Origin of the sequence: Pedobacter sp. W3I1, assembly GCF_030816015.1 — a bacterium.
Classification (GTDB): Bacteria; Bacteroidota; Bacteroidia; order Sphingobacteriales; family Sphingobacteriaceae; genus Pedobacter.
The window spans coordinates 5,322,897-5,347,345 of record NZ_JAUSXN010000001.1 but is presented as its reverse complement, the minus strand read 5'-3'; the positions used below and the strand labels follow the sequence as shown (position 1 = coordinate 5,347,345).

Here is a 24,449-nt window from a genome sequence, read left to right as displayed (position 1 = left end):
GAGCCGATCGGTTTTCATTTATATTATAATCAAAAGCAGTCTGTTTTAAATGTGCCGAAATCGGCAACTCATATTATAATTGCTCCCTGATCAGCTGTTTTTCTAGATTAAGTCTTTCAATATGGCAGATAGTGAAACCGTAGAATAATTTCGCCACTTCAAGACGCGCGCCTATATAAATCAGCATCGTCCGTATAATTTCTTTTAAATAAAATAGCTTAACACCATTGACAAATTTACCTGATGAAAATTTTTAACGCCGCCTTAATAGGCTATTTATTTGTGGGCACTGTATCTGCTCAGACACCCATAACTCTTAATCCCAGCTTTGACAATGTTATACCACCCTCTCCAAATGCATCATCGATCGGGAAATTCGGCAGTATACCGGTAGGTCTCTCAACCGGTATCCCTTCAGTCGGTGTTCCCATTTTCGAATGGAATGGCAAAAACTTCGGCCAGTCGGTCAAAGTTTCCTTAGACTACCACGCTGGTGGGGTGCAGGTCGACGAACAGCCATCGAATGTAGGGCTTGGCTGGGCACTGAATGCCGGTGGGGTAATATCGAGAACCATGCGCGGTATTTACGATGAATACCCGATTGATGGTTTCTTGTACAAAACCATGCCTGATGAATATACTGGCAATGGTCCTACGGACTATCCAGCGAACGAAAGGATATTTAATAGGATGTACGCTGGTAAAGCAGATTCACAGAACGACATCTTCAATTTCAATTTCAATGGTCGCAGCGGTAGGTTTGTGCTGGGAAGAAACAACGATATTCTATTGCTCGACCGTTCAAAACTTAAGATCGAAAAAGTAATCACTGATCCAAGTTCCTATAGTGCAAGAATTACCAGTTTTATCATTACCGATGAAATGGGCTATAAGTTTGAGTTTTCGGACTATGAAGTAACTGCATCATCTACAGTGGGTCTGCCGCCTCCACATAGTTCGGCATGGTACTTAAGCAAAATTATCAATCCGGCAGGAAACGATCAGATTATCTTCCAGTATGATGACTATCAACTGGGAGCGATACAGACAGGAAGAAACCAGGGGCAGGCTATACCGCTCACTCTTGATGGTGTCAACCAGTCTGTAAACTTAGGTGGAAATTCAGCTCAGAGTGTTTTCGGGAAACGCATCAGGAAGATAATTTTCAATGACAATCGTTCGGTTTCTTTTCAGTACAAGCAAGCCAACCGCTCAGATTACCCCCAGGGCAGTACCGATAAGGCGCTGGAGAAAATCATCATCGATAATGGTACCCAGAGTTATGGATTTTTGCTTAACACAGATTATTCATTGGGTGGCCGACTGACCTTGCGCTCGGTGCAGCAGTTTGGAAGCGCTGAATCGCAGACGCTGAATCCGTATGTATTCACCTATTCAACAGTTCCACTTCCTTCGAGGTTTAGTTGCCAGAAAGATCACTGGGGCTACCCCAATAATAATGGCTCTGAAAGTATGGTACAAAAGGAATACCTGCTTGTAGGAGCCAATAATGGTCCATATTCACCATATAGAGAATTTTTAGGTGGTAATAGAGACACCGATCCAAATCTTATTTTGGCTGGAAGTCTCACCCGTATCACATATCCCACCGGGGGCTATACCGAATTTCAGATGGAGGCAAATAAAGCCGTAGATACTTGGCTCAATAGAGCTATAGTGGCTCAGATACCAAATCCATATACAGAATTTCAGGATGGAATATCTTTTAATAGTTCTGGAACTGGTACAAATAACCCTTCATTTACTTATACAGGTGCCAGTAATACTAATGTTCAGTTCACACTTTCTGCTTCACCGATGGTGATGGGCTGTCTTAGCTGTTATTTAAAGATAGAGATATACAAAGCTTCAAGTTCATTAATGTATACTTCACAAACGATGAACCTTAACTCCTCTAGTTCAGCAGATATTACAAGGAATTTTACGATAGCAAATTTACAGAATGGAGACAGTTTTTATGTCCGGTCTTTTCTAATCGGATATTCTGAAAGCGGGACCTACTACGGATATGCATCGTTAAGTAGAAGACAGCAGAATCCTGAAGGAACAACCACTCCCATAACCTTAGGGACAAACCAGATCTATGTAGGTGGGCTCAGAGCAAAAAAAGTAACAGACTATACTGCTATGGGCGCCGTTGCCAGTTCGAGGGAGTATGAATATGTTTTATCCGACGGAAGCACATCTTCAGGTACATTAGGTTATCATCCAGTGTATTCGAGGTTTGTAAAGTATGACTTTAGGGCTATAAAGAGTGCAGGTGATGACGGTGGGCCTTATTATCAGTTTCATCCACATGCAGATTATGTGATCCGTTCTTCATCTTCAGCCAATGAAATACCTTTGATAAGTGGAAGTCCGGTAACCTATAAACGCGTAATCGAAAAAATAGGTCAAAATGGAACATATAGTGGGAAGATAGTGAGAACATTTTCTTCTTTTGCAGATAGCCATCCCTTTATTTCTGAAGAATTTCCAACTACTCCTGCCCAGTTTTCACCTTGGAACTACGGATTATTGCGCACTGAAGAAATATATGATGCGAGCAATACTATATTGAAGAAAACAGAAAATCAATATTTTAATTTTTCCGATGGCTACTCGACCGACCAGACAAGAGTAGAAAACTTTAGATCGATCAGCTTTTCACCAGCCTCTTTCACTACCAGCGCTTATGAACCTCCAAAGATTGATCCATCTGCATACCCTGGTTATTTTCAGGCAAAAAGCTTCACTCCTGTAGCAGGGAGGGCAGAGCTTAGTCAGTCTACAGTTACAGATTATGTTACCGGGCAACCTGCCGCAACACGCACTACTAAATATAATTATGATCCTAATAATTTTTATGCCATTGATGAACGTGTAAATGACAGTGAAGGAAGAGAACTGAAAACTGTTTTTATCCGTCCAAAAGAAATGGTTGATGCGAATGAGGAAGTCACACTACATACTGGAATGCTAAACTTAAACATGATTAATCCGGTAATTAAACAGGTTCATTTCAGAGACAATGTTCAGGTTTTTATGACCAAGACTGCTTATAAAAACTGGTCTGGAACTTTATTTGCCCCTGAAAAGGTAATTACTAAGACATATAGCAATGATGAGGAAATCAGATTGCGTTATTTGGCTTACGATGTTCACGGGGCACCAGTTTCTGTTCAAAAGGAAAATGGAGCTAAAACGACATATATATGGGGGTATGGAGGGGATAAGCTTGTTGCTGTATTGGAAGATTCGCCGGATTATAACTCTGTATCGGCCCAGCTTGGTGATATAGAGGCGTTCAGAAATATCAAAATACCATCTTCTTCCCAGATTGATAATTTTCTGTCCCCTTTGGGTAATGGCTATTTGAACAAATTTAAATATAACACACTCGGAGGCCCTGTAAGTATTACCGATACCAAGGGTATGACCACGTACTACGAATATGATGAATTTCAACGATTAAAAACCGTTAAAGATCAGAATGGTAATATTTTAAAACAAACAGACTACCACTACAAAAACTAACGCCTCCATGAAACAACATCTAAAATATTTTTGTGCTGCGGCATTACTATTGCTCTGCAGCCGCTCTTCGGCCCAAAAGGTGGTATCGGTTTATAACGGCGAAAGTGAAATCAGTGCACCATTGAGCGTAACACTGATCGACGGTTTCCATGCCACTGGCAATGTGCGCATTTTTACCACAGGGTTGAGCTATGTGAATTGCCAGCCCTTTGTATCGGCGGTGAGCAGTGGCCAGAACTATATCAGTACGAGGATATTCAAACAGTCGGGCATGGATCCGAACAATCTTTCAGGTCGCAGCATTTGCGAGGTAAATGAAACGATCCAGTATTTTGACGGATTAGGAAGACCTCTGCAGACGGTGCAGGTTCAGGGAAGTCCGGGTTTCAGGGATATTGTACAACCTGTTTCCTACGATGCATTTGGCCGCGAAGCGATAAAGTACCAGCCATACGCAGCACTGACCGGAACGGCAGGGAATTATCGCCCAGGCGCACTTACCGATCAGGCAAGTTTTTACAATTCCCCTACAGGCGGGATAAAGGCAACAGCCTTTCCATTTGCAGAAACCGTGTTCGAAGCTTCGCCTTTAAACCGGGTACAGCAGCAGGGGGCACCGGGCGAAGCCTGGCAGATCAGCGGCGGGCATACCCTGAAAAGTGAATATGGCACAAATGTTGAAAACGAGGTGAAGCTGTGGACAGTCAACGTTGCCGGTAACGGTGCGGGGGCAAGTTTTTACCCACAGGGGAAGCTATTCAAAACTACCATTAAGGACGAGAACTGGATGCCAGGCGACCTGAAAGCCGGTACTACAGATGAGTTCAAGGACTTTGAAGGTCGCGTGGTGCTGAAACGAATTTGGGAAACGGATACGAAAGGGCTGTATACCTATTATGTTTATGATGATCTGGGCAACCTGCGTTATGTGCTACCTCCAGCAGTGAACGAGAACGGACAGGCAACATTAAACGGTTTTGATGAAACGCAGCCGGTGTTCGATCAGTTTATCTACGGCTACCACTATGATGGCCGCAAAAGACTGGTGGAAAAAAAGATACCTGGTAAGGGCTGGGAGTTTATGGTATACAATAAACTCGATCAGGTTACGCACACGCAAGATGCCAACCAGCGTTTGGCTAGCCAGTGGAGCTGGATCAAATACGATGCTCTTGGCAGGGTAGTGCTTACAGGCATGGAGAACGGTCAGGGTATCGGCCGTGTCGGCATGCAGAACTATAATGATGGCGTAGCGGCACAGTGGGAAGAGCGTACAACTGCTAACTCCGAAGGCTATACGAGGAATACGCATCCTTCAGCTGGTGAAGAGAACCCAAATATTGTTTTTCATACGATCAACTATTACGATGACTACGATTTTCCCGGTAACAGCTTTGGCCAGCCTACAGGCACCCAGGCGCCAAAGGAACGGACCAAAAGCCTGATGACGGGTGCAAAGGTGAAGAATCTGGGTACAGGTAATATGCTGCTTATGGTAAATTACTATGACCTGGAAGGGCGTGTGGTGCAGAGCAAGAGTGACCACCATATGAACGGTAGCGACGTAGTGGACAATAGCTATAACTTTAGCGGTGAGCTTACCGCCAGTACCCGCACACATACTGCAAACGGAACGATAACAACCATAGCCAACCGTTATGAATACGACCATATGGGCCGTAAAATAGCGGCCTTTGAAAACATCAACAGCCAGGGAGAGGTGGCACTGAACCACCTAGAATATAACGAGATCGGGCAGTTGAACAAAAAGAACCTGCACAACGATACCCAGGCGACCACTTTTACCTATAACGAACGCGGCTGGATGAAGAACGGTATATCCGATCAGTTCAGTATGGAACTGAAATACAACGATGGCACTTTACCACAGTTCAATGGAAATATTTCTGGCCAAAATTATACCAATGGTGCATCAAATGCTTTCAGTTATACCTACGATAAGCTGAATAGGCTTACCAACGCAGTTGCAGGCAACAACCTTGGCGAAGCCATTGCTTATGATGTAATGGGCAATATCAGCACTTTAACTCGTGATAATTTTGGTGCGAATAATTATACGGTTTACGAAGGCAACAGGCTTAAAACGATCAGCGGTTTTACCAATAGCAGTTACGATTATGATGCCAACGGCAACTTGAAAAGTGACAGTCAAAAGAATATCAGCTTAAGTTACAATTTCCTAAACCTGCCACAATCAATAAGCGGAAGCCAGAATCTGAATTATACCTACAGCGCAGCGGGTGAAAAACTGAAAAAACAGAATGGAGGAACCACAACCGATTATGTAGATGGCATCCAGTATACTAATGGTAATATCGATTTTATTCAGACGGAAGAAGGGATTGCAAGGAACAGTTCAGGAAGTTATAGTTATGAATATAACCTGAGCGACCATCTGGGCAATGTGCGGGCTACTTTATATAAAAACCCCAATACTGGCCAATTGGAGGTGCTGCAGCGTGATGACTATTATGCATTTGGATTAAGAAAAGTTGCAACTGGTGGAACAAATAAATATCTTTACAATGGCAAGGAGTTGCAGGAGGAGCTGGGGCAATACGATTATGGAGCAAGGTTCTATGATCCGGTTATTGGACGTTTCAATACGATAGACCCACTTTCAGATAAAATGCGGAGGCACTCACCATATAATTACGCATTTGATAACCCAATTAGATTTATTGACCCTGATGGGATGGCGCCTACAGACATTTGGAGATTTAATACTGAAACAAAAGAACTTACTTTGGTTAAAGAGACTAAAGATAAGTTTGATACCTTCATAAATCAAGATGATAAGGTTATAACCAGAACAAATGATAAAGTCGGAGATTCCCAAAAGAATATTGACAATTACGGAGGTGTTACAAAGGAGAAAAATTGGTTTAAGGATTTAGGAGAACTGGGTAAAGCACTTAAGAGTGATGAGGTTTCTCGGAATACAATGGAGAAACGGGCGGAGAAAAATGGTTACGAAACATCTGGGCTAGACAGATTAGAGCAACTTGGAGAAAAAAGAGTGTGGAGTGATAGAATTAGTGTCGTAAGAGATTTCTTAGCAGGAAAGGCAGTTCCAGGAGAATCTGCATTTGCAATAGCCAAAGATATCGTAGATGCACCACAAACATATAGCGATTTAAGAGGCAAGTCGATTGACCAAGATGTGAATTCAGCATCTAAATTTATACAGGGATTGCCAAAGGCTATAAGTGATTATTTGAAAGATTTAAAAGGTAAAACCACATCAGGATTAAAAGGAATGCAAAATGGCACATACTAGACTATCTATCTATAATATTTGTTTTATGTTTTTAGTGTTTGCTGCCTGCAAGAGCAACATAGTGAAGTATTATCCGAGCGGTAAGAAATTTGAGAGCGGAAAGGTTGTGGGCGGAGAAAAAGAAGGTTCTTGGACTCGTTGGTATGAAACGGGTGAGAAACAAGGTGAGTACGTGTATCATAAAAATCGACTTAACGGTTTCTCTACGCAATGGTTTAAGGATGGAAAAATTCAAGCATTGGCTAGATATAAGGATGATCAATTCGTAGATACGTTAAAATTCTTTTTCAGGAATGGTAAATTAAATTATATGAAATATTTTACTTCTGAAGGCCTTCAGGATGGTGATTTCACCGTTTGGCATGAGAATGGAAACATTAGTCAAACAGGGCGTTATATAGGAGGAAAAGAAGATGGCGAGTGGAAAACTTATTATGAAAATGGAAAGCTTGAAACAGTATCATACTTTAAACTTGGGAAAGAAATCGGTGACTGGATTACCTATAGTAGTGATGGTAAAATCATAGGGGAAACACATCATTGAGATATGAGTTTAGACTTTGTTATAAAATTATCTACAGTACTTTTTCTTATTTTATTTGGTATTTATTTAATCAAAATTAGTTCGAAGGAATCTGAAAACTATTGGTTAAGAGATACTCGCAGTAGAATAAAAATATTTATCCTAGCCGTGGTCCTAATTGTATGGGGCATTACATTGGTCTTCAAATATTTCCCCTTCTAGCGCAAGTGTCCGCCCACGCTGGTGCGAGCGTGTCGCTCATATTAATATACAGAGCCAAGCAGCTTAAAAGTTGCTTGGCTCTGTTATTTCTGTATAAGTTCGAGTTTAAGCAATCTGGCTTTGATTGCCCCGTAGGTCCGAGAATGTAGTTTGGCGAGTTGAGTAATCTTGATCCCTTCGCTGAAACGCTTTGTAATCAAGTTGTCTTCTTCTTCACTCCTTAGTCGAAAGTTAGTGGTGGCAACTGGAATGGTAAAAAAAGTTTCCGGAGGGTGCTTGGTCAAATTGTTAATAAGGCCTTACAAAATGCCACAAACGATAAAATAAAAAACGAACAATAAGTTTAAATTATGGATAAGTTAAAGGTTGTTCTTCTATTTATAGTGATTATAGGTATTATTGGCTCTTTTTTATATTGGGTTGCAAATAATGCGGATCAACAAAAAAAGATAGAATAGAAAAAGTTGAAATGGGCTATGAATACTCAAAAGGAATCATTACAGCCATACATTCTTACAAAGGACACAGTGGTGGATAATTCACCCCGTTCAATCTCGGAAACAATCTGATGTTTAAAGGATAAAGAATAGTCTTTTTGGGTACGCTTTTGGTATCCCGATTTAATTATACTTGTCATAACGATTCATTTTTGTATCGCTATTTCAGGACTAGACAAGCTGTTTATCATCAAATGTCCACTGCGATTTTACAGCATCTGCTATGATATGGCTAACTTTGATGCCCGAAGAGTTGTAAAGCTCAAGGTCATAGCCACCTGTCGACCATTTGCCACTCAGGGTTTCGTTCGTAGTATTATCGGTGTCTTTCTTGCAACCCGATATATTGACTATTATAAATAACAGAAATAAAATACGTTTCATGCTTGGCCTTTAGATAGTTAAAGTTAAATAAACCAAAAGGAATTCGGAAATCTAATATATGTGTTAACTCAATTATCTCTAATTTGATAGCTTTTTAGGCTCATTTAAATTTATTTACCTCAGCTTGTAGCAAGTAACGCTGTATACACGTTTATACCTTAAATTAACACTAACTATTAATGAAAAAAATTTTACCAATTTTGCTCTTATTATTTTGTATCGCAGGATGTAAAAAGGAAAAACAGGGAAATTATGCTGAAACCATAACCAAGGGAGAAAAATGGGGAATAAAGATAGGCAGTTCACATGCTGAAGTGTACGCCCAGCTGCAAAAGGCGGGATCAACCCTCGACTTTCAATATGTGGCAATTTTTGGCCATAAGCCCTACAGTTCGCCAGAAAGCCTGGGCCAACTCCTTCCTTATTATTATGCGCTCACTATTTATAACAATACCGGAACCCCAGATCGTGTAGTACTGCTTTTTAGCGGAGATAAAGTGCAACAGATTGCCACAGGCGGTGGCCTCACCACACCAGTAACTAAATGGCCCGAAAATGCACCTGATGATACCGCAATAAAAGTTGATGATCCTGTTTCAGGTTTAACAGCAAAGCTGATTAAAATCCATCAGTTAACAGCCTATGCAGCTTACGGATTTGTACTTTCCGATAAACCATTAAACAAACCGTACGATCCGGATATGAATAATCACGATGACTGGCAGTTTGGCTTTTCAGACTTTGTAAGTGCAAGCATCAGCGGATCTTCAACAGTAACTCTTCATTTCAAGGCAGGTAAGCTGGAAAGTATAGACCACGATTATCGCGAGGGGCAAATATTTAATTAATTCGAATCCGATGAAAAGCAAGTGCCATAAATGGAACCTTCCCGGAAGAATGATCGTCATCTTGACCGAAGCACCGCGGAGTGGAAAGATCTTTGAACGATGTTATTGAAATCAAATTTAAAGATCTCTCCACTACGGTCGAGATGACGATACTTTTAATCAACTCACTTCTAGCGATGCATGTGCATCATTTACAATTTAACGTGTCAATTAAATTAATGGGTCAGCATCCTGACTGCGGGAATTATGCTCCGGGAAACTATTCTTATCGAAATGATGGTGTCGATAAAAGTTTGCACGATCAATCTCTACAATTTCATCTTCCATCCGCAATGCCGCCGGACTTCCAATCACGTTGCGGATCTGGTTCTCCGACTCAGGCGTAACCTCACCAATAATATATCTCGGCATTGCCCTGAACTGGTCATGGTGGATATCGGGTAAAATAACTTCTTTTTTACCCTCACCTAAATTTGCGAGCCCGATGGGGATCAGCACAGCCTTTTCCTCCAAATCTTCGCCCATATCAGCAAGCTCCACAATAACGTACCGTATTGCATTTTGCTCGGGATCAAATAGGAGGTCGCGTACCTTTCCAACCGAATCGCCGGCTTCATTTCTTACTGGCCAACCTTTAATGTCAGCTTCGCCGTCTGTTAATTGATAACTACTTTTTGAGAGCTCTTCTAAATTGCTGTATACTATAGTTCCTGAATCCATAATTGCTTTTTTTAAAGGGGCTATTAATAACGATGCCCATTTTTACAACAAGTTTTTTTGGAGATGGTTTTTATGCTAATGCCCCAGTTTGCAAAGATTGGGCGGCTTAAACGAATATTGTAAAGCACGAAATTAGCGGTAAATATTTGTGATTTAGTGTTTTGTGTTCCTATTGCAAGATGTGGAAAACAACAAAATATTAATAGAAATAAATTTTTTTATCAGGTGCCTATCATGCTGTTTTTACCTTTATTTTGTATAATAGTTAAAATAGAATCAAAAGTTAATGAAGAATATAGCTGAATTTAAAATGTTATTAGAAAAAGATAAGCCCGATAGCAACATGTCGGTTCAGCTGCGGGCACTCTGGTACGATGGAAAAGGAGATTGGCATACGGCCCATAATTAGGTCGACCATTTAGGCGATGTGGCCTCTGCCCGCATCCACGCCTACCTGCACCGCAAAGAAGGCGACATATGGAATGCCGATTATTGGTATGCTAAAGCTGGCGAAAAACGACCACAGTTATCATTGGATCAGGAATGGGAAGAGTTGGTACAGCGTTTTTTAACATCATAGGCATAACTCACCTATCATTTAGCTAATCAAATGGCAAATGATATTAGGTATGCCGGGAGATAATACCTGAACACGATATTAATCTCCCTACAATCTCCAGTCCTTTTTATTTCGCAGGCATTTTAAATGAAGGTGGGAGTGAGGCTTCATCCGCTGCCCAGCGTTTATTTGGATGTTTGCCCATTACCAACTCTAATTTACCTCCTCGCATTAAATCCTCGTGAGTAAACCACGATTTGTTCCATACCTGCCCGTTCAGTTTGGCCGATTGAATATATTTATTTTCAGGGGAATAGTTTATACAGTTCAGTTCAAACTTTTTGCCATCTCCCAGATCCAGTTTTACGTTGGCAAAAGTGGGGCTGCCAATTACATACATGGGCAAGCCCGGGGTTATCGGGTAAAAACCCATCTGCGAGAATACGACAAACGAAGTAAGGCCACCGCCATCTTCATCGCCAGGAATACCCATTAAATCGTTACGGAACCATTGGCTTAATAAACTCCGTACCCTTTTTTGCGTGCGCCAGGGCTGTCCCGCATAATTGTACAAATAAGGAATATGCATGGCGGGTTCATTACCCATCGAGAACTGCCCAACATTACCCGTATGGTCGGGCAATTGCGAATAAAAATCAAACCTGCTTTTACCAAGCGGGGTATTATACATTTTCTCCAGTTCATCAACAAAGGCCTGTTTGCCGCCAATCATATCTACCAAATCGCCCAGGTTGTGCAGCACATCCCATCGGTAAAGCCAGCCATTATTTTCGTCGTAAGTTTCTCTTGCACCAAGTCCGCCCGAAAAGCGGTAATCCAGCGGTTTAATAAACCTGCCTTCTGCATCCTTCGGATGAAAAAATCTTGTCTCCGGATTGAACACCGTATGGTAGCTGGTACTTTTATCTAAAAAGTATTTTGCCTCATCGGTTTTACCCAACTGTTGGGCAATATTACCCAGGCACCATTCATCATAAACCGTACCCAGGGTTACCGCTATAGGTTGGCGTTTTTCAAAACCATGAACTTCTGCTGCGGTTTCTTTTTCGCCTTCAGGTAAAGCAGGGAAATAGCCCTTATCTTTAAAAAACTGATCTAAAACACTTGCTTTTTTTGACGACCATGGCGCCAGGGTCTTTTCGGTAATAGCTGCTTTACAATACTGATAAGCTTCCTCTAGGTTAAAACTTCTCAAACCCTTGTTATAAGCATCAATTATAGTAGCTACGCCATGGTTGCTGTTCATTCTCCGGCTATCACCAGTTACCTCCGGAAAAGTTGGCATCCAATGGTCGTTCATCTGTTGCGCCATTCGCAGGTAAGAATTAATCATATTGCCTTCCATTTTCGGCTCAATGATCACACGGAGCGGATGTGTTGCCCGGTAGGTATCCCAAATCCAGTCGTCAGTAAAAAATGGCATGCCATTGTCATTGTGCACTTTTCCGTCGAAGGCGCTAAAATACTTTCCGTCTTCCGATAAGCTGATCATTCTTTCATAGGTGCGATAAAGAGAAGTGTAAAATATGGTTTTGGCTGTTTCATCAGTGCCCGTTACCATGATCTTTCCAAGCGTGGCATTCCAGATATTTTTTCCCGTCTGCGCCACCTGGTTCAGGTTATAATCCTTGATTTCGCGGCGGAGATTGTGTTTTGCCTGTTCTACACTGATAAATGATATGCCATAACGTGCCTTAATCTGCCTGGTTTGAGCAGGAAATTTTAAAATAAGATAAGCATCACGTCCGGAAGCAGATTGTTCCCCCGATTCGATTTTATTTCCATGATACGTGCCCGATTCAGCGGGCGTTAAATCAGTTTCGAAGTAGAGATAAACCTTCGTATTATTGTCTAGTTTCTGAAAACCACTTACTACATTTTGACTCACCTTTAGCGCCCCGTTTCTGGTGTTTAAAACCAGATAAGCAGGAACATTTGTCTGCGAAAAATTAAGCGCATATATCCCCGATTGGTGCGAGGGAGCAAATTGTACATTTATCCCGTAATCATCGAGGTCAACTTCGTAATAATAAGGCTTAATCACCTCATTGTCGTAGCCATAAGAAATTACATTACCTGCATTTTTGAGATCGCCCTGAAAAGGACTCAAATTAAAGGCCGAACTTCCCCTGTGGCTGGTAACCACAACAGGTAGACCATTTATAATATTACTGGTAAAATTATCACGCTCCGGATAAACCCGTAATAAGCTGTTAGGTAAATGAACAGTAGGGTAAGTGGGTACCAGTAAGTGGCTAATGTTGCCAATGTAAGGGTTAACATAGTCTACCGGTTGTTTTTTGGTTTGCGCGTGCGTAAAATTGATACAAGCTGTTAGCAAAAATATTGTGCTCAGTAAAGGATATGTATATTTTTTCATGTCGGGGATTTTGATTAGATGTGGCAAACTTAACACTTTTTAAAAACGATATTTAGCCGCTGATGGATGCCAACTGTATCATTAATGATGTAAATCTTTTTAACTGGCTTAAATGGTAAAACGATTTATCAAATCTAATGGAAAGGATCAGTTTATCAAAAAATCCACAGCAGAAAAAACCTTTCCTGTTTGGCCTGTTTGCATCTTACTTTAGTAAAATCACAATGCTTTTGCCAGAAAATTATGTTACAGCTTACAACTAAACGCTATATGAACAAAAAAAGAGCGATGAATAGATTTCATCGCTCTTCGAATGTTAAATTTTATTTATTATTTTGCTAATGAAGCAGTTTGTGTTGTCCCGGTTACTGGTGAGCTCATTTGTGTTTTCATTGCTGCAAATCTGTCCAGGTTCAATTTTGGTGTGCTTCCCATTACCAGGATATGCTCACCTGTAGCACCACTTAATTTTAAATCTGCATGATCTTCAATTACGGTATATAAACTTTCTGTATCTGAATCGATTTCAGCAACCGCATTTCCTTTTAAAAATAGCTGAAGGTATTTCGAATCCAATTTGCCTGCAGTTTTTACTACTGCATTTTCAGAAGCCTGTACTCTATAAATATTGTTTACATAAACGGTAATCTTAGCTGTATTTCGATCGGCCGAACTAATTTTTAATGCATGTCCATCCTGGATAACTTTTACTTTGCCGGTGTTATCATCATTGTAACTTACACCTTCTTTTTCGCCTTGTATTAAAGTAATTTCTACATTTCCGCTTACAATAACCTGGCTGATGTTTTTAGGTGCCGACATTTTGATTGGCTGTTTCTCGCCTGCCATTACACTTGTTGAGAAAATAGCAGAACTTAAAACGATGGCTGCTAATACTGATTTTGTTAGGGTTTTGATTGAGGTTTTCATAATGCTGTTGTTTATATTTTTAATTAATATTTTGTGATTGTTTTGTAGATAAGACGCCACTACAGGCGAAACGTTGCAGTAGAAAACCCGCCATTATACCAACACAGCGTAACTCTCGACGAACGGGTTTAAAAATCGGGCGAAAAGAAGTTCATTTTCAGGGATCATTCTTATTTGAAGTTTAATACAGATACTTTGGGATTAACATTGTCAGTCATATTCGTTCCAGTAATTTGAGGGCAGACCTGAAAATATCAGCGATACTTGGTGGATCCTGATGCCTGTTGCTATCTAACGGTAATCTGTATGTTTATGAGTTCAATGCCTTTTAAAGCGGGTATATATGTGTGCGGGCTGCAAACATTTTTTAATATTCCCTGTTTGTTTGAAAGAACTAATCTGAGATTATAATTAATTAATAGATTTAAGTTTTAAAATTTAAATGAATGGCTAAATCAAAAAAGCAATTGGAAGCGCGCTCATCTGGTACAATTCCTAAAACACTTACTGGTATTTCCGGACTGGATGAGGTTACACTGGGTGGGCTGCCCTCGGGAAGGCCTACACTTGTTTGTGGCGAGGCGGGTTGTGGTAAAACACTTTTTTCCATAGAGTTCATTGTAAAAGGGGCCCTGTATTATGATGAGCCTGGGGTATTTATGGCTTTTGAAGAAAAAGCTGAAGAACTTAGAGCGAATGTAGCCTCACTCGGATTTGATCTGGAGCGTTTAGAAAAGGATAAGAAGATTAAGCTGGATTATGTGCACATCGACCGTTCGGAAATAGAAGAGACAGGAGAGTATGATCTGGAGGGACTTTTCATTCGTTTGGGCTATGCAATTGACAGTATAGGTGCAAAAAGAGTTGTGCTTGATACGATCGAGAACCTGTTTTCAGGGCTGAGTAATGTTGCCGTGCTACGGGCGGAGATCAGGAGACTTTTCCAGTTTCTAAAATCGAAGGGTGTTACGGCAATCATTACGGGAGAACGTGGTGGAAGTGGGCTCACCCGCCAGGGGCTGGAAGAATATGTGTCCGACTGTGTGATTTTACTTGACCATCGGATTACTAACCAGATTTCTACCAGGCGGCTTCGGATTGTAAAATACCGTGGATCGGTCCACGGAACTAATGAGTATCCCTTTCTGATCGATGATGAGGGCATTTCTGTGCTTCCGGTTACCTCTCTGGAACTGAATCATGAGGTTTCTTCGAAAAGCCTGTCTTCAGGTATTCCTGCGCTTGACAAAATGCTGGGAAATTCCGGCTTTTTTAAAGGAAGCAGTATATTGGTTTCAGGTACGGCCGGAACGGGGAAGACCAGTATAGCGGCCACATTCACCAATTCCGCCTGTCTGCGTGGTGAAAAATGTCTTTACTTTGCTTTTGAAGAATCCCCGAAACAGATCATCAGGAACATGCATTCTATCGGTATTGATCTTCAAAAACACGTAACAGAAGGCAGCCTGGAGTTTTATGCTTCACGACCTACTTTATATGGCCTTGAAATGCACCTGGTGGCGATACACAAGGCGATCAAAAAATTTAAGCCCTCGGTGGTTGTGCTTGACCCGATCACCAACCTGATCACGATAGGATCTGTAAGTGATGTGAAAACCATGCTTGTTCGCCTTATCGACTTTCTACAGGCTGAGCAGATTACGGTAATGTTTACTGCACTTAGCCTCAATAATATAGTGAACGAACAGACCGACGAGGGGGTATCTTCGCTTGTTGATGCATGGCTGTTGATTCGGGATATTGAGAGTAATGGCGAAAGGAACAGAGGACTATATATCATGAAATCCAGGGGTATGAAACATTCCAACCAGATAAGGGAGTTTGTTATTACCGATCAGGGGCTAAACCTGATAGATGTATATCTTACAGAGGATGGTGTGCTTACCGGTTCAGCAAGAGAGGCACGGGTGCTTTTGGAGCAGACCGGTGAAATTATCCATGCCCAGGCAGTTAGCCGTAAAGACCGGGAACTTGAACGTAAACGGAAAATTTTAGAATCAAAGATTGAAAGTTTAAAGTCAGAATATGAGTCTGTAGAAGAAGAACTCAATAAAGTTTATGTAGAGGAAGCATTAAAAAAACAGATTATGGGCGAAACGATCAGTAAGATTGCCGACCTCAGAAGAGGGAATACTGGTAGTGAAGAAAAAAATATAAATAAAAAAAGAAATAAATAGTGGGGAAAGCATATGAACTCCGGCTGTACGTAGCTGGTAAAACAAGTAAATCGGTAGCTGCGCTGGAAAACCTGAAGAAGCTCTGCGAAGAACATCTGAAGGGGAAATATAGCATTGAGGTGATCGACCTTTTGGAAAAACCGCAGCTGGCTGAAGGGGATCAGATATTTGCGATTCCAACGCTGGTGAAAAAAGTTCCAGAACCCGTTCGCAAAATCATTGGTGACCTTTCAAATGAGGAAAAGGTTCTGGTGGGACTGAATATACGTGCAAAGGTTAATCATTAAATATGTCAATAGGAAATCCAGATCATCAAGATCATACCCAAAGCGTTGAATTTTTTTCGCTTAGGCTTTTCATTGCTGGTGCATCACCGGTTTCCGCAAGGGCAATTGTAAATATCCGCGCAATCTGCGAGGAATTTATTGCCGGCAGGTACGAGCTGGATATCATTGATGCGCATCAGCAGCCCTTATTGGTTCAGCAGGAAGATGTTACGGCTATTCCGATGCTGATTAAAAAATCGCCTCTCCCTACCAAAAAGCTGATCGGAGACTTCTCTGATCGCGAGAAAGTATTAAAAGGGTTAGGTATCAGCTATTAAATTATAAGTTATGCAAAAGACAAGTGAACATATCAGTCTCGAGCGTGCCTATGAGGAACTTCGTCTCCAGCTAGAGGAAGCTAACGATATTATTCATGCCATCCGCTCGGGCGAAGTTGATGCCCTGGTTGTAAATGGTGAGAATGGTCACCAGCTTTTTACGCTGAAGAGTGCTGACCATACCTACCGGATCTTTATCGAACAGATGTCGCAAAGTGCACTAACCCTTGATGCATCTGCCCGGGTATTGTACTGCAATTCGCAGTTGGCCAAGCTTTTAGAGTTGCCTTTGGAGAAAATTATCGGCCTAAACTTTTTGACATTTTTTTCAAAAGAAGACCAGGCCACTGTCAGAGAGATAATTGATGTCGCCTGGGAGAAGGACACCAGGACAGAAATTAATATCATAAGCAGCTCAGGTGCATCCTTGTCCGTTCAGCTTTCTTTAAAGGTGCTTAATCTTGATGAGGGTACCGCGCTAAGTGTTATTATTACTGATCTGAGCGAGCTGAAGAAAAACCAGTTGCTTTTAGAGACCAGGAACAAGGAGCTTGAAGCAGCAAGAAAAACAGCGGATGAACTCAATGAGAATCTTGAAAATATCGTGAGGCTAAGGACGCGGGAACTGGAAGCGATCAATGAAGAGCTCGCGGCTGTCAATGATCTCCAGACAGAAATCAATAATCAGCTCAACAATGCAGTTCATGCGTTAAAGGAAAGTGAAGATAACCTACAATCTGCCTTCGATGCAGCTGAGTTGGGGAGCTGTAATCTGGATGTTAAAACAGGACGTGTAGAAGTATCAGAAAGATTCAGGGAACTCTGCGGTCTGCCTTTAGGCGAAGAGGTAAGCTGGGCAATGGTACTGGATTGCGTTGGTGCCGAATATCTTTCAGATCTCGAGCAGGTTTTTCAGGATTGTATCCATCTTAGAAAACCATTAGATTATACCTACCCGATAAGGCATTTTATTTCAGGTGAGCGCCGTTGGGTGAGAATAGTTGGCAAGGCTAAAAAAGGTAGTGATGGCGATTTTGACAGCATTTATGCGGTTCTGATGGATGTAACAGATCAAAAACGTGACGAACAGCGGAAGAATGATTTTATTGCAATGGTTAGCCACGAGCTTAAAACCCCGCTTACTTCCATGAAAGGTTATATCCAGGTGATGCAACTGAAAGCCAGGGGTAATCAGGACGCCTTTGCAGATAAGGCCCTTCAGCGGGCTGAACGTCAGGTTAATAAAATGACAAGCATGATCAATGGTTTTCTAAACCTGTCTCGCCTGGAGTCAGGGAAAATGCTGATGGATTTCCAGACCATAGAAATGTCTGTGCTGCTTGAAGAAGTGGTTGAGGAGTATATTGCAACGGTAAACAGCCACAATATAAAATTTGCATTCCAGCCCGGTTTTTTTGTGAGTGTAGATAGAGACAAGGTTGGGCATGTGGTTAATAATTTAATCAGCAATGCGGTGAAATATTCACCTGTAGATAGTGAAATAACTGTTGAGAGTTATCTTGAAGGCGAGACAGCCGTATTCCGGATAGAGGACCATGGAATGGGAATAGATGAAAGCGACATTCCAAAACTTTTCGAGCGGTTTTACCGGGTAGAGAACAATCGAATGTCTACTGTTGCCGGTTTTGGAATAGGTCTTTATCTATCTGCAGAGATTATTCAAAGACATGGGGGAAAGATCTGGGCAGAAAGCCAGCTCGGAAAGGGATCTGTTTTTTATTTTAGCCTGCCTCTAGTTAATCCTTCAATGAGCCTTTAGCGCGAAATCAATGGATTAGGTCATCTTTTGATCGCAAATCTCCCGGCATATTGCCGAGCTGTCTTAGAAACCTGAGTTCGATTAATAATATTCTTTTATTTGTTCTGTATGGACAATTTGCATGAACAGGTCGTCACCCTGAATTTTTCATTGTCTGTTTATATTTTCAATTGTATTCAAGAGTGCTGCGCAGTTTATTTCAGGGTCTTTCCTGCAAATATGATGCTGACCACGAAGTAGCTATTAGGCCTTTGAAACAATAAAATCTACTAATAAAATAAATTCAGCATGACGCGACGTCTAGCCTAGAAGTGATAAAAAGCAGATAATTACTGCAAATATTAATCGAACTCAGTTTAGAAAGAAAGTTGTGCGCAATATGGCCAGGCACTTTTATGTTAGGAATATAAGCAGTTGGGTTTCTAGGGGATTATAGCAAACTAAAATTTAATCGACAGTTTTTCTGAAACCAGAACATTGTTTTTGTAGTACTCGAAAAACCAGCTTCCATTCTTTTTTAAAACAACACCGTTTGCATTCCCGTTGTTCGAAATATAACAATCCTCTACTGAGGTTTTTAGTAGGGTCATTACAATTTTAGGTGTTGCATCTATCAGCTGGTAGCCATTGCTTATCGGTTGTGCATATAATATCGCCTCTTGTTGTTCTGGTTTCGTAGTAGTTATTGGTTCATTAGCAGGTACAGGCGCTGCTTTAGCTGCTATGTTTGCAGTGGTTGGTGTCGGTGAGTTGGTCACCACCGATGGGTTGCCTGCTACGTACTTTAAATCATTCAAGGAGGTAAAAGCGTCTTTCAATGCCAAATTATAAGAAGTTTCGTATTCTTTCTCCCTGCTTTTGCCTGCCTTGCTCTTGATCACGACAGCGCCCTTACAATCTTTAAGTAAAAGGGTAAGATTAGTAACAAACATGCTGTTGTTTTCCTGCAGTTCTACTACCAGCGCCTTGCATCTATCGTTTGCAATTTCTTCCGGTATTTCAGCATTATCAAAGTACACTGTAAAACCCTTCTCCTCAAAAAAAGACTTGGTGAGGGTGTTTAAGCCATATTGATTAACCTGTTTGAGAAAATTGAATTTCTCTGGCACAAGTATGTATTTGTAATTGGCGGTATTAGACTGTGCCTGTACAGAAAAAGAAATAGCTAGAAGGACAATAAAAAGATATCTTTTCATAATGATCAGTGGGTTTGGGATAACATTCCGCCTCAATTTATACAATGAAACGGAGAAAATCAAATTTAACATTTTTAGGATTGATCCGGTAATGGCCGGGTCTATCCCTCTTGCGCCAACATGGCTGACAAACAGAACAGGTATCAGCTGCTGTTCCTGTTTCAAAGAAAAGTTTTTTTAGTTGTCTTGGGCTAAAACTGATGTCCTTGTTGTATTATTTCCTGAAAAAACTTGGTCACTGGCCGAGCCTTCTCATTTGTCCCGGCAGTACACGCTTTATGGATTTTACAGGTTTTGAAATCATATTCCCTGCAAGTTGTTTATAGGCATCTTTTGCAGATTTGTCTGCGGGTATCATACCTGGAAAGGAGATGATGGCCAGCTCAAAGGCGCAGTCGATTATTTTACCTGGTAATTCGTTGTTCTTCATAGTAATGGAGTTCATTCAAATCTGATGCCACTGCCAGTCTGAAAATGAACTTTTGACATTTTTTTCTGAAATTTTTTCATAAGAAAAGAATTTTTTTCACATTATATATGCGTGTGGCGGAGACTAGCTCGACGGTCTATTCTGCAGTTATGCCTTACTTACAGCTTGCTGAAAAAACAGTTCTACAATAGCGTCTTTGAAACTTGTTGCAGTTTCCTTTGTTATTTATTTCTGATAAGGTCTTCAGACTGGAAATGGGATTGGAGCTAAAAAGGTTTATTTAAACAAAGAGTGAAGTAATAAGCAGGTGCTAGAAAGTGCCAAAGCGGCTATTGCCAAAGGCGATTATGAAGGTTTTTTATCGTACTGTACGGAAGATACGGTCTGGAACTTTATTGGCGAGCAGGTTTTGAATGGAAAAGATGCTGTGCGAAAATACATGGATGAGGTATACGCAGAACCGCCAAAGTTTAGGGTGGAAAACCTGATTACCGAGGGGGATTTTGTGGTTGCTGTTGGCAAAATCAATTTAAAAAACAAGGAAGGCAACTCCGTTGATTACGCCTATTGTGACGTATGGCGATTGCGCGATGGTAAGCTACACGACTTGAAGGCCTTTGTTGTGGAAGAACCGTCGGCTTAGGGTTTGAAAATCATTGTCGATGATTACGGGTTAGCCAGCTTTTCATCATTTTGGTTATCATTGGCATTACTACCCATGTCAGTATTCCAACCATCAGTGTCGCTGTTGTTAATAACCTCAACGGAACGGGCAGGTTTTTCAGAAGCCACCCGGTAGCGTAATAGAGGAAAAGACTTGTTGGAAATACGCCGCATAGCGTAGCAATGGCCATCTTCCATCTTGGTGGTGGGGTCGGGGAACGAAACCATGCTTCCAGTCCCTCTAGTTTTCTATATACAGCGGGTTCGGCAAGCGTGGAAGCATAGGCTTCCCATTTGGTGAACTGTTCAGAATTATAAAATGCATCACGTTCGTTTTCGTCTTTAAAAGTTCTTAAGATGCCAATTTCGTTATGGTCGGCTCCTGGAAAGGAGCGAATGATTGCAGCTCCATGAACGCCGTCCTGTATAAACGATTGCCCCAGAAAATTCCGCAGGGATTCCTGGAATTCCTCTTCTTTGCCAGGAAGGATTTTGCGCGTAATTGCAACGTGTATAGCCATGGTTTCAGATCGGTTACTAATTTAAGGAATTGCTTTTATTCTGCAAACCTCATTTGGCTTGTGGCAGCTTCCGGCTAAAGGGGAGCCTGCTTTCTCTTGAATTCACTCGGCCTCATGCCATATTTTGATTTGAATACGGTAGAAAAATAATTTGGTGAGGAGAATCCAACCATATAAGTAATTTCTGCAATTGTATATCTCTCATTGATCAATAGAAATTTTGCTTTTTTCAGCCTTCTGTTGATGATGTAATCCGTAACGCTGCAATCGAGTAAAGCTTTTACTTTCCTATACAGCTGTACCCTTGAAACGCCCAATGCTTTGCTGATTTCATCGACGCTGAAGTTCTCATTGCCCAGGTTCTGCTCCACCAGGCCAGAAAAATCGTTCACAAATTTTTTGTCCAGACTCTTTGAAATAGGTTGCCTGTTTCCGGAGCTGATGTCGCTTGTGTAATGGGATTTGAGCAAGAGCCTGTTTTTCATCAGGTTTCTCACAGTCGCAAGTAAATATTCATAATTGAAGGGTTTGACGATATAGGCATCTGCCATACTTTCGAAGCCATTGATTTGCTGTTCCACACTTCCCTGTGCAGTGAGCAGGATAATGGGAATGTGCGAAGTACGGATATCAGACTTGAGCTTTTCTGTGATCTTTTTTCCTGAAAGATCGGGCAGCACCACGTCGCAGATAATCAGATCGGGTACCTGCTCGTATGCGGAGTTGATCCCGCTTTCGCCGGTATTCGAAATAAATACTTCGTATTCACCTCCGAGCTTTTCACCCAGGTAATATAGAAGATCCGCATTATCTTCGATAACTAATATAGATTGTTCCCTTATCTGGCGAAAAGCACCACTGTTTTTTTCTGCCTGGATATACTCCAGTTCACTCGTATATATTTTTGCATTCTCGTAAAGTTCGTCTCTTTTCTCCACTTGAGTCTGCTTCTCTTCCTCACGGAGGTGTTCGGAACCCAAAGGGAGCGAAACAGTAAAAATCGTTCCGCGCCATTTCTGGCTTTCTACGCTGAGTTCGCCATGCAAAAGCGTCATCAGTTCTTTGGAAAGAGAGAGGCCCAGCCCGGATCCTTTTTTCGCGTTAGATTCCGCCTGGTAAAAATGTTCAAATATGTGGAGGGTTTCTTCCTCGTCCATTCCAGGACCATTGTCTTCGACCTTGATGTACACATGGGAACTATCCATGGTGAGGGTAATGTGGACCTTTCCATTCACAGGGGTAAATTTCAGTGCGTTGGAGATCAGGTTGAACATAACTTTGTCGAGCATGTTCACATCAAACCAAACCGTTATATCCGATTCTTTAGTGTAGAGTCTCAGATCTATATTCTGTTTTTTTGCAGCGAGCTGAAAGGTTTCGATGATGTCCGAAATGAAATCTATCAAATTGTTCGGTGTCGATCTTATTCGCATCTTACCGTATTCAATCTTTCTGTACTCAATGAGTTGGTTGATCAGCCGCAACAGCCGGAAAACGTTTTTATTAATTAGTTTCAGGTTTTTTCCTGCGAGTGCATTGATTTTTTCATGATTAATCAAATCTTCCAGAGGCGAGAGGATCAGGGTTAGCGGGGTGCGGAATTCATGAGATATATTGGTGAAAAAGTTAAGTTTGGCCTCGGTAGCCTCTTGAGCCTTTTTAGACAGCTCAATAAGTTTGTTTCGCTGATCCAGGATCTCCAGATTGTTCGCCTCCAGGTTTTTATTTATTTTTCTGTTTTCCAGCAGGGAAAAGAAGGCTAAACCCCCGAAAACTACAGAGAGCACTAAGGTGACAATGGTTACATTCAATATAATTTGCTGGTTCTGGAAGAGCGAACGCTGTTCAAAAAGAAGAGATTGCTGGCGCTCAATATCTCTCTGCTGACTGCTGAATTTGTTCCACTGCAGCTTCATTAGTTGCACATTCGATGAATCAATGACCACAGACTGCAGGATGTTTTCTTTGAGTACGGATTCTTTTTCCAGAATGCGGAATGCTGTGGAGATGGCCTCCCTGCCTCCGGTAGGATAAAGCATGCTTGCATCTATAATCTTACTATCGATCATCTGCAGCCCTCCGCCCTGGCCGGGCAAGGCGTCAACCCCAACAATGGATATCTTACGCTTTATTCCAAGTTTGCTAATGACTTCGCTGGCTGCAGCGGCCATCTGGTCGTTGTGTGCAAAAATTAAATCCGTTGCATCCAGTGCATCGCGCATTTTCAAAAGCTCACGCGTTGCGTGCGACTTCAGCCAGTCTCCATAAACCTGATGGGAAATTCTAATATTGCCGGTTTTCCTGAGTCCCTGTGCGAATCCTCTCTCTCTTTCTACAGTAGGGGATGAACCGGGAAGTCCCATGATCTCCATAATATTTCCCTTTCCTTTAAGAAGACCGGAAACATACTGCCCGGCCATTTTGCCAATCTGGTAGTTGTCTGCACCCACATAAGCGGTATAGGCTGAAGATGACGTTTTCCTGTCGATAACAACCACAGGTATACCACTACTATATGCCTGGTCAACTATTGGCGTAAGCGGGCGCGCCTCATTAGGAGAAATGATCAGCAGATCAACATTCATCTTTAACAGTTCGCCTACCTGGGAGATCTGTTTGCTGCTGCTGTTGTTCGCATCCCGATAAACCAGTCTGGCACCCGGATGCAAAGAGAGTTCCATTTTCATTTCCTCTAACATCGTCTTCCGCCAGAGATCTGAGCCCACGCATTGTGAAAAACCAATTACATATTCAGTTTCTTTTTTCTTTTCACCGCAACCGCAGAGCATAGCAATAAGAATGATTAAGCTAAATATTCTGGAAAGAGTGTGAAACTTCGCGGCCATGTTAATCATTCAAATAATGGGAGAGATTGAATTCCCGGTGATATCTGGTTAGTATCCTTTTATAACAATACATTCTAAAGGTAATGAAATTTGAAAGCTTTAAAAAATGATGCCTACCGGCTGATTCAACCGGGACTTTGTCCGATGTATCAAAACCTTAATAATGATGTCTAAAAACCATAACCCATCTAAAAAGTTAAAATTTATTTTGTGTTAAACATCTGTTTATCAGTGCATTGTGATTTGGTTTGAAATTGTATTTTTTTGAAACAAATTTGTTGTCCTTCCT

Annotated in this window: 19 protein-coding genes; 11 read left to right on the top strand and 8 right to left on the bottom strand. The window is 41.5% G+C overall.

Annotated elements, in window-relative coordinates; genetic code table 11:
- Positions 1 to 243 precede the first annotated feature (243 nt).
- The 3 genes from QF042_RS21945 to QF042_RS21935 are packed head-to-tail and all read left to right on the top strand — an operon-like array spanning position 244 to position 7,382.
- Positions 244 to 3,537 carry an RHS repeat domain-containing protein gene (locus QF042_RS21945; protein WP_307532252.1) on the top strand — a complete coding sequence of 1,098 codons (3,294 nt, stop codon included), beginning with the start codon at positions 244 to 246 and terminating at the stop codon, positions 3,535 to 3,537.
- 7 nt (positions 3,538 to 3,544) lie between these two features.
- Complete coding sequence (locus QF042_RS21940) at positions 3,545 to 6,838, top strand: DUF6443 domain-containing protein (protein ID WP_307532249.1); 3,294 nt, start codon at positions 3,545 to 3,547, stop codon at positions 6,836 to 6,838.
- Positions 6,825 to 7,382: a toxin-antitoxin system YwqK family antitoxin gene (locus QF042_RS21935; protein WP_307532247.1), complete on the top strand. Its 558-nt coding sequence runs from the start codon at positions 6,825 to 6,827 to the stop codon at positions 7,380 to 7,382. Before QF042_RS21940 ends, QF042_RS21935 begins: the two co-directional genes overlap by 14 nt.
- Before the next feature lie 869 nt (positions 7,383 to 8,251).
- Here the strand turns inward: QF042_RS21935 and QF042_RS21930 are convergent.
- Positions 8,252 to 8,464, bottom strand: coding sequence for a hypothetical protein (locus QF042_RS21930; protein ID WP_307532245.1), 213 nt, complete (start codon positions 8,462 to 8,464; stop codon positions 8,252 to 8,254).
- Between the two features lie 179 nt (positions 8,465 to 8,643).
- On the opposite strand from QF042_RS21930, the gene QF042_RS21925 reads away from it, so the two are divergent.
- Positions 8,644 to 9,312, top strand: a complete 669-nt coding sequence (locus QF042_RS21925) for a hypothetical protein (RefSeq protein ID WP_307532244.1) — start codon at positions 8,644 to 8,646, stop codon at positions 9,310 to 9,312.
- A 210-nt stretch (positions 9,313 to 9,522) separates the two neighbouring features.
- On the opposite strand, the gene QF042_RS21920 is transcribed toward QF042_RS21925, so the two are convergent.
- Positions 9,523 to 10,032 carry a PRC-barrel domain-containing protein gene (locus tag QF042_RS21920; protein ID WP_307532241.1) on the bottom strand — a complete coding sequence of 170 codons (510 nt, stop codon included), beginning with the start codon at positions 10,030 to 10,032 and terminating at the stop codon, positions 9,523 to 9,525.
- A 286-nt stretch (positions 10,033 to 10,318) separates the two neighbouring features.
- Between QF042_RS21920 and QF042_RS21915 the strand changes: the two genes are divergently transcribed.
- Both QF042_RS21915 and QF042_RS21910 read left to right on the top strand, forming a co-directional pair.
- On the top strand, positions 10,319 to 10,441 hold the full coding sequence (locus QF042_RS21915) for a hypothetical protein (protein ID WP_307532238.1): 123 nt from the start codon (positions 10,319 to 10,321) through the stop codon (positions 10,439 to 10,441).
- An 18-nt stretch (positions 10,442 to 10,459) separates the two neighbouring features.
- Positions 10,460 to 10,612 (top strand): hypothetical protein, encoded by a 153-nt coding sequence (locus QF042_RS21910; protein ID WP_307532236.1) that lies wholly within the window; start codon positions 10,460 to 10,462, stop codon positions 10,610 to 10,612.
- 106 nt (positions 10,613 to 10,718) lie between these two features.
- On the opposite strand, the gene QF042_RS21905 is transcribed toward QF042_RS21910, so the two are convergent.
- Together QF042_RS21905 and QF042_RS21900 are read right to left on the bottom strand one after the other, a co-directional pair.
- Positions 10,719 to 12,992: a GH92 family glycosyl hydrolase gene (locus QF042_RS21905; RefSeq protein WP_307532235.1), complete on the bottom strand. Its 2,274-nt coding sequence runs from the start codon at positions 12,990 to 12,992 to the stop codon at positions 10,719 to 10,721.
- Between the two features lie 330 nt (positions 12,993 to 13,322).
- Positions 13,323 to 13,922 carry a GIN domain-containing protein gene (locus tag QF042_RS21900; protein ID WP_307532233.1) on the bottom strand — a complete coding sequence of 200 codons (600 nt, stop codon included), beginning with the start codon at positions 13,920 to 13,922 and terminating at the stop codon, positions 13,323 to 13,325.
- A gap of 446 nt (positions 13,923 to 14,368) precedes the next feature.
- Between QF042_RS21900 and kaiC the strand changes: the two genes are divergently transcribed.
- The 4 genes from kaiC to QF042_RS21880 are packed head-to-tail and all read left to right on the top strand — an operon-like array spanning position 14,369 to position 18,504.
- A complete protein-coding gene (gene kaiC, locus QF042_RS21895; RefSeq protein WP_307532232.1) occupies positions 14,369 to 16,120 on the top strand; it encodes a circadian clock protein KaiC in 1,752 nt (583 codons plus the stop codon).
- On the top strand, positions 16,120 to 16,407 hold the full coding sequence (kaiB, locus tag QF042_RS21890; RefSeq protein WP_307532230.1) for a circadian clock protein KaiB: 288 nt from the start codon (positions 16,120 to 16,122) through the stop codon (positions 16,405 to 16,407). The genes kaiC and kaiB overlap by 1 nt, the downstream gene beginning before the upstream one ends.
- Positions 16,408 to 16,409: 2 nt before the next feature.
- Positions 16,410 to 16,724, top strand: a complete 315-nt coding sequence (locus tag QF042_RS21885) for a circadian clock KaiB family protein (RefSeq protein ID WP_307532228.1) — start codon at positions 16,410 to 16,412, stop codon at positions 16,722 to 16,724.
- Positions 16,725 to 16,734: 10 nt separating this feature from the next.
- Entirely contained in the window at positions 16,735 to 18,504 is a 1,770-nt protein-coding gene (locus QF042_RS21880; protein ID WP_307532226.1) for an ATP-binding protein, read from the top strand.
- 440 nt (positions 18,505 to 18,944) lie between these two features.
- Here the strand turns inward: QF042_RS21880 and QF042_RS21875 are convergent, their stop codons facing one another.
- Both QF042_RS21875 and QF042_RS21870 read right to left on the bottom strand, forming a co-directional pair.
- Entirely contained in the window at positions 18,945 to 19,865 is a 921-nt protein-coding gene (locus QF042_RS21875; RefSeq protein ID WP_307532225.1) for a hypothetical protein, read from the bottom strand.
- 70 nt (positions 19,866 to 19,935) lie between these two features.
- Positions 19,936 to 20,130 (bottom strand): hypothetical protein, encoded by a 195-nt coding sequence (locus QF042_RS21870; protein ID WP_307532223.1) that lies wholly within the window; start codon positions 20,128 to 20,130, stop codon positions 19,936 to 19,938.
- 307 nt (positions 20,131 to 20,437) lie between these two features.
- Between QF042_RS21870 and QF042_RS21865 the strand changes: the two genes are divergently transcribed.
- Positions 20,438 to 20,773 carry a nuclear transport factor 2 family protein gene (locus tag QF042_RS21865; RefSeq protein ID WP_307532221.1) on the top strand — a complete coding sequence of 112 codons (336 nt, stop codon included), beginning with the start codon at positions 20,438 to 20,440 and terminating at the stop codon, positions 20,771 to 20,773.
- Positions 20,774 to 20,783: 10 nt separating this feature from the next.
- Here QF042_RS21865 and QF042_RS21860 read toward each other — a convergent pair whose 3' ends face one another.
- Together QF042_RS21860 and QF042_RS21855 are read right to left on the bottom strand one after the other, a co-directional pair.
- A complete protein-coding gene (locus QF042_RS21860) occupies positions 20,784 to 21,314 on the bottom strand; it encodes an antibiotic biosynthesis monooxygenase (protein WP_307532220.1) in 531 nt (176 codons plus the stop codon).
- A gap of 74 nt (positions 21,315 to 21,388) precedes the next feature.
- Positions 21,389 to 24,160, bottom strand: a complete 2,772-nt coding sequence (locus tag QF042_RS21855) for a substrate-binding domain-containing protein (protein ID WP_307532219.1) — start codon at positions 24,158 to 24,160, stop codon at positions 21,389 to 21,391.
- Between the last annotated feature and the right edge of the window lie 289 nt (positions 24,161 to 24,449).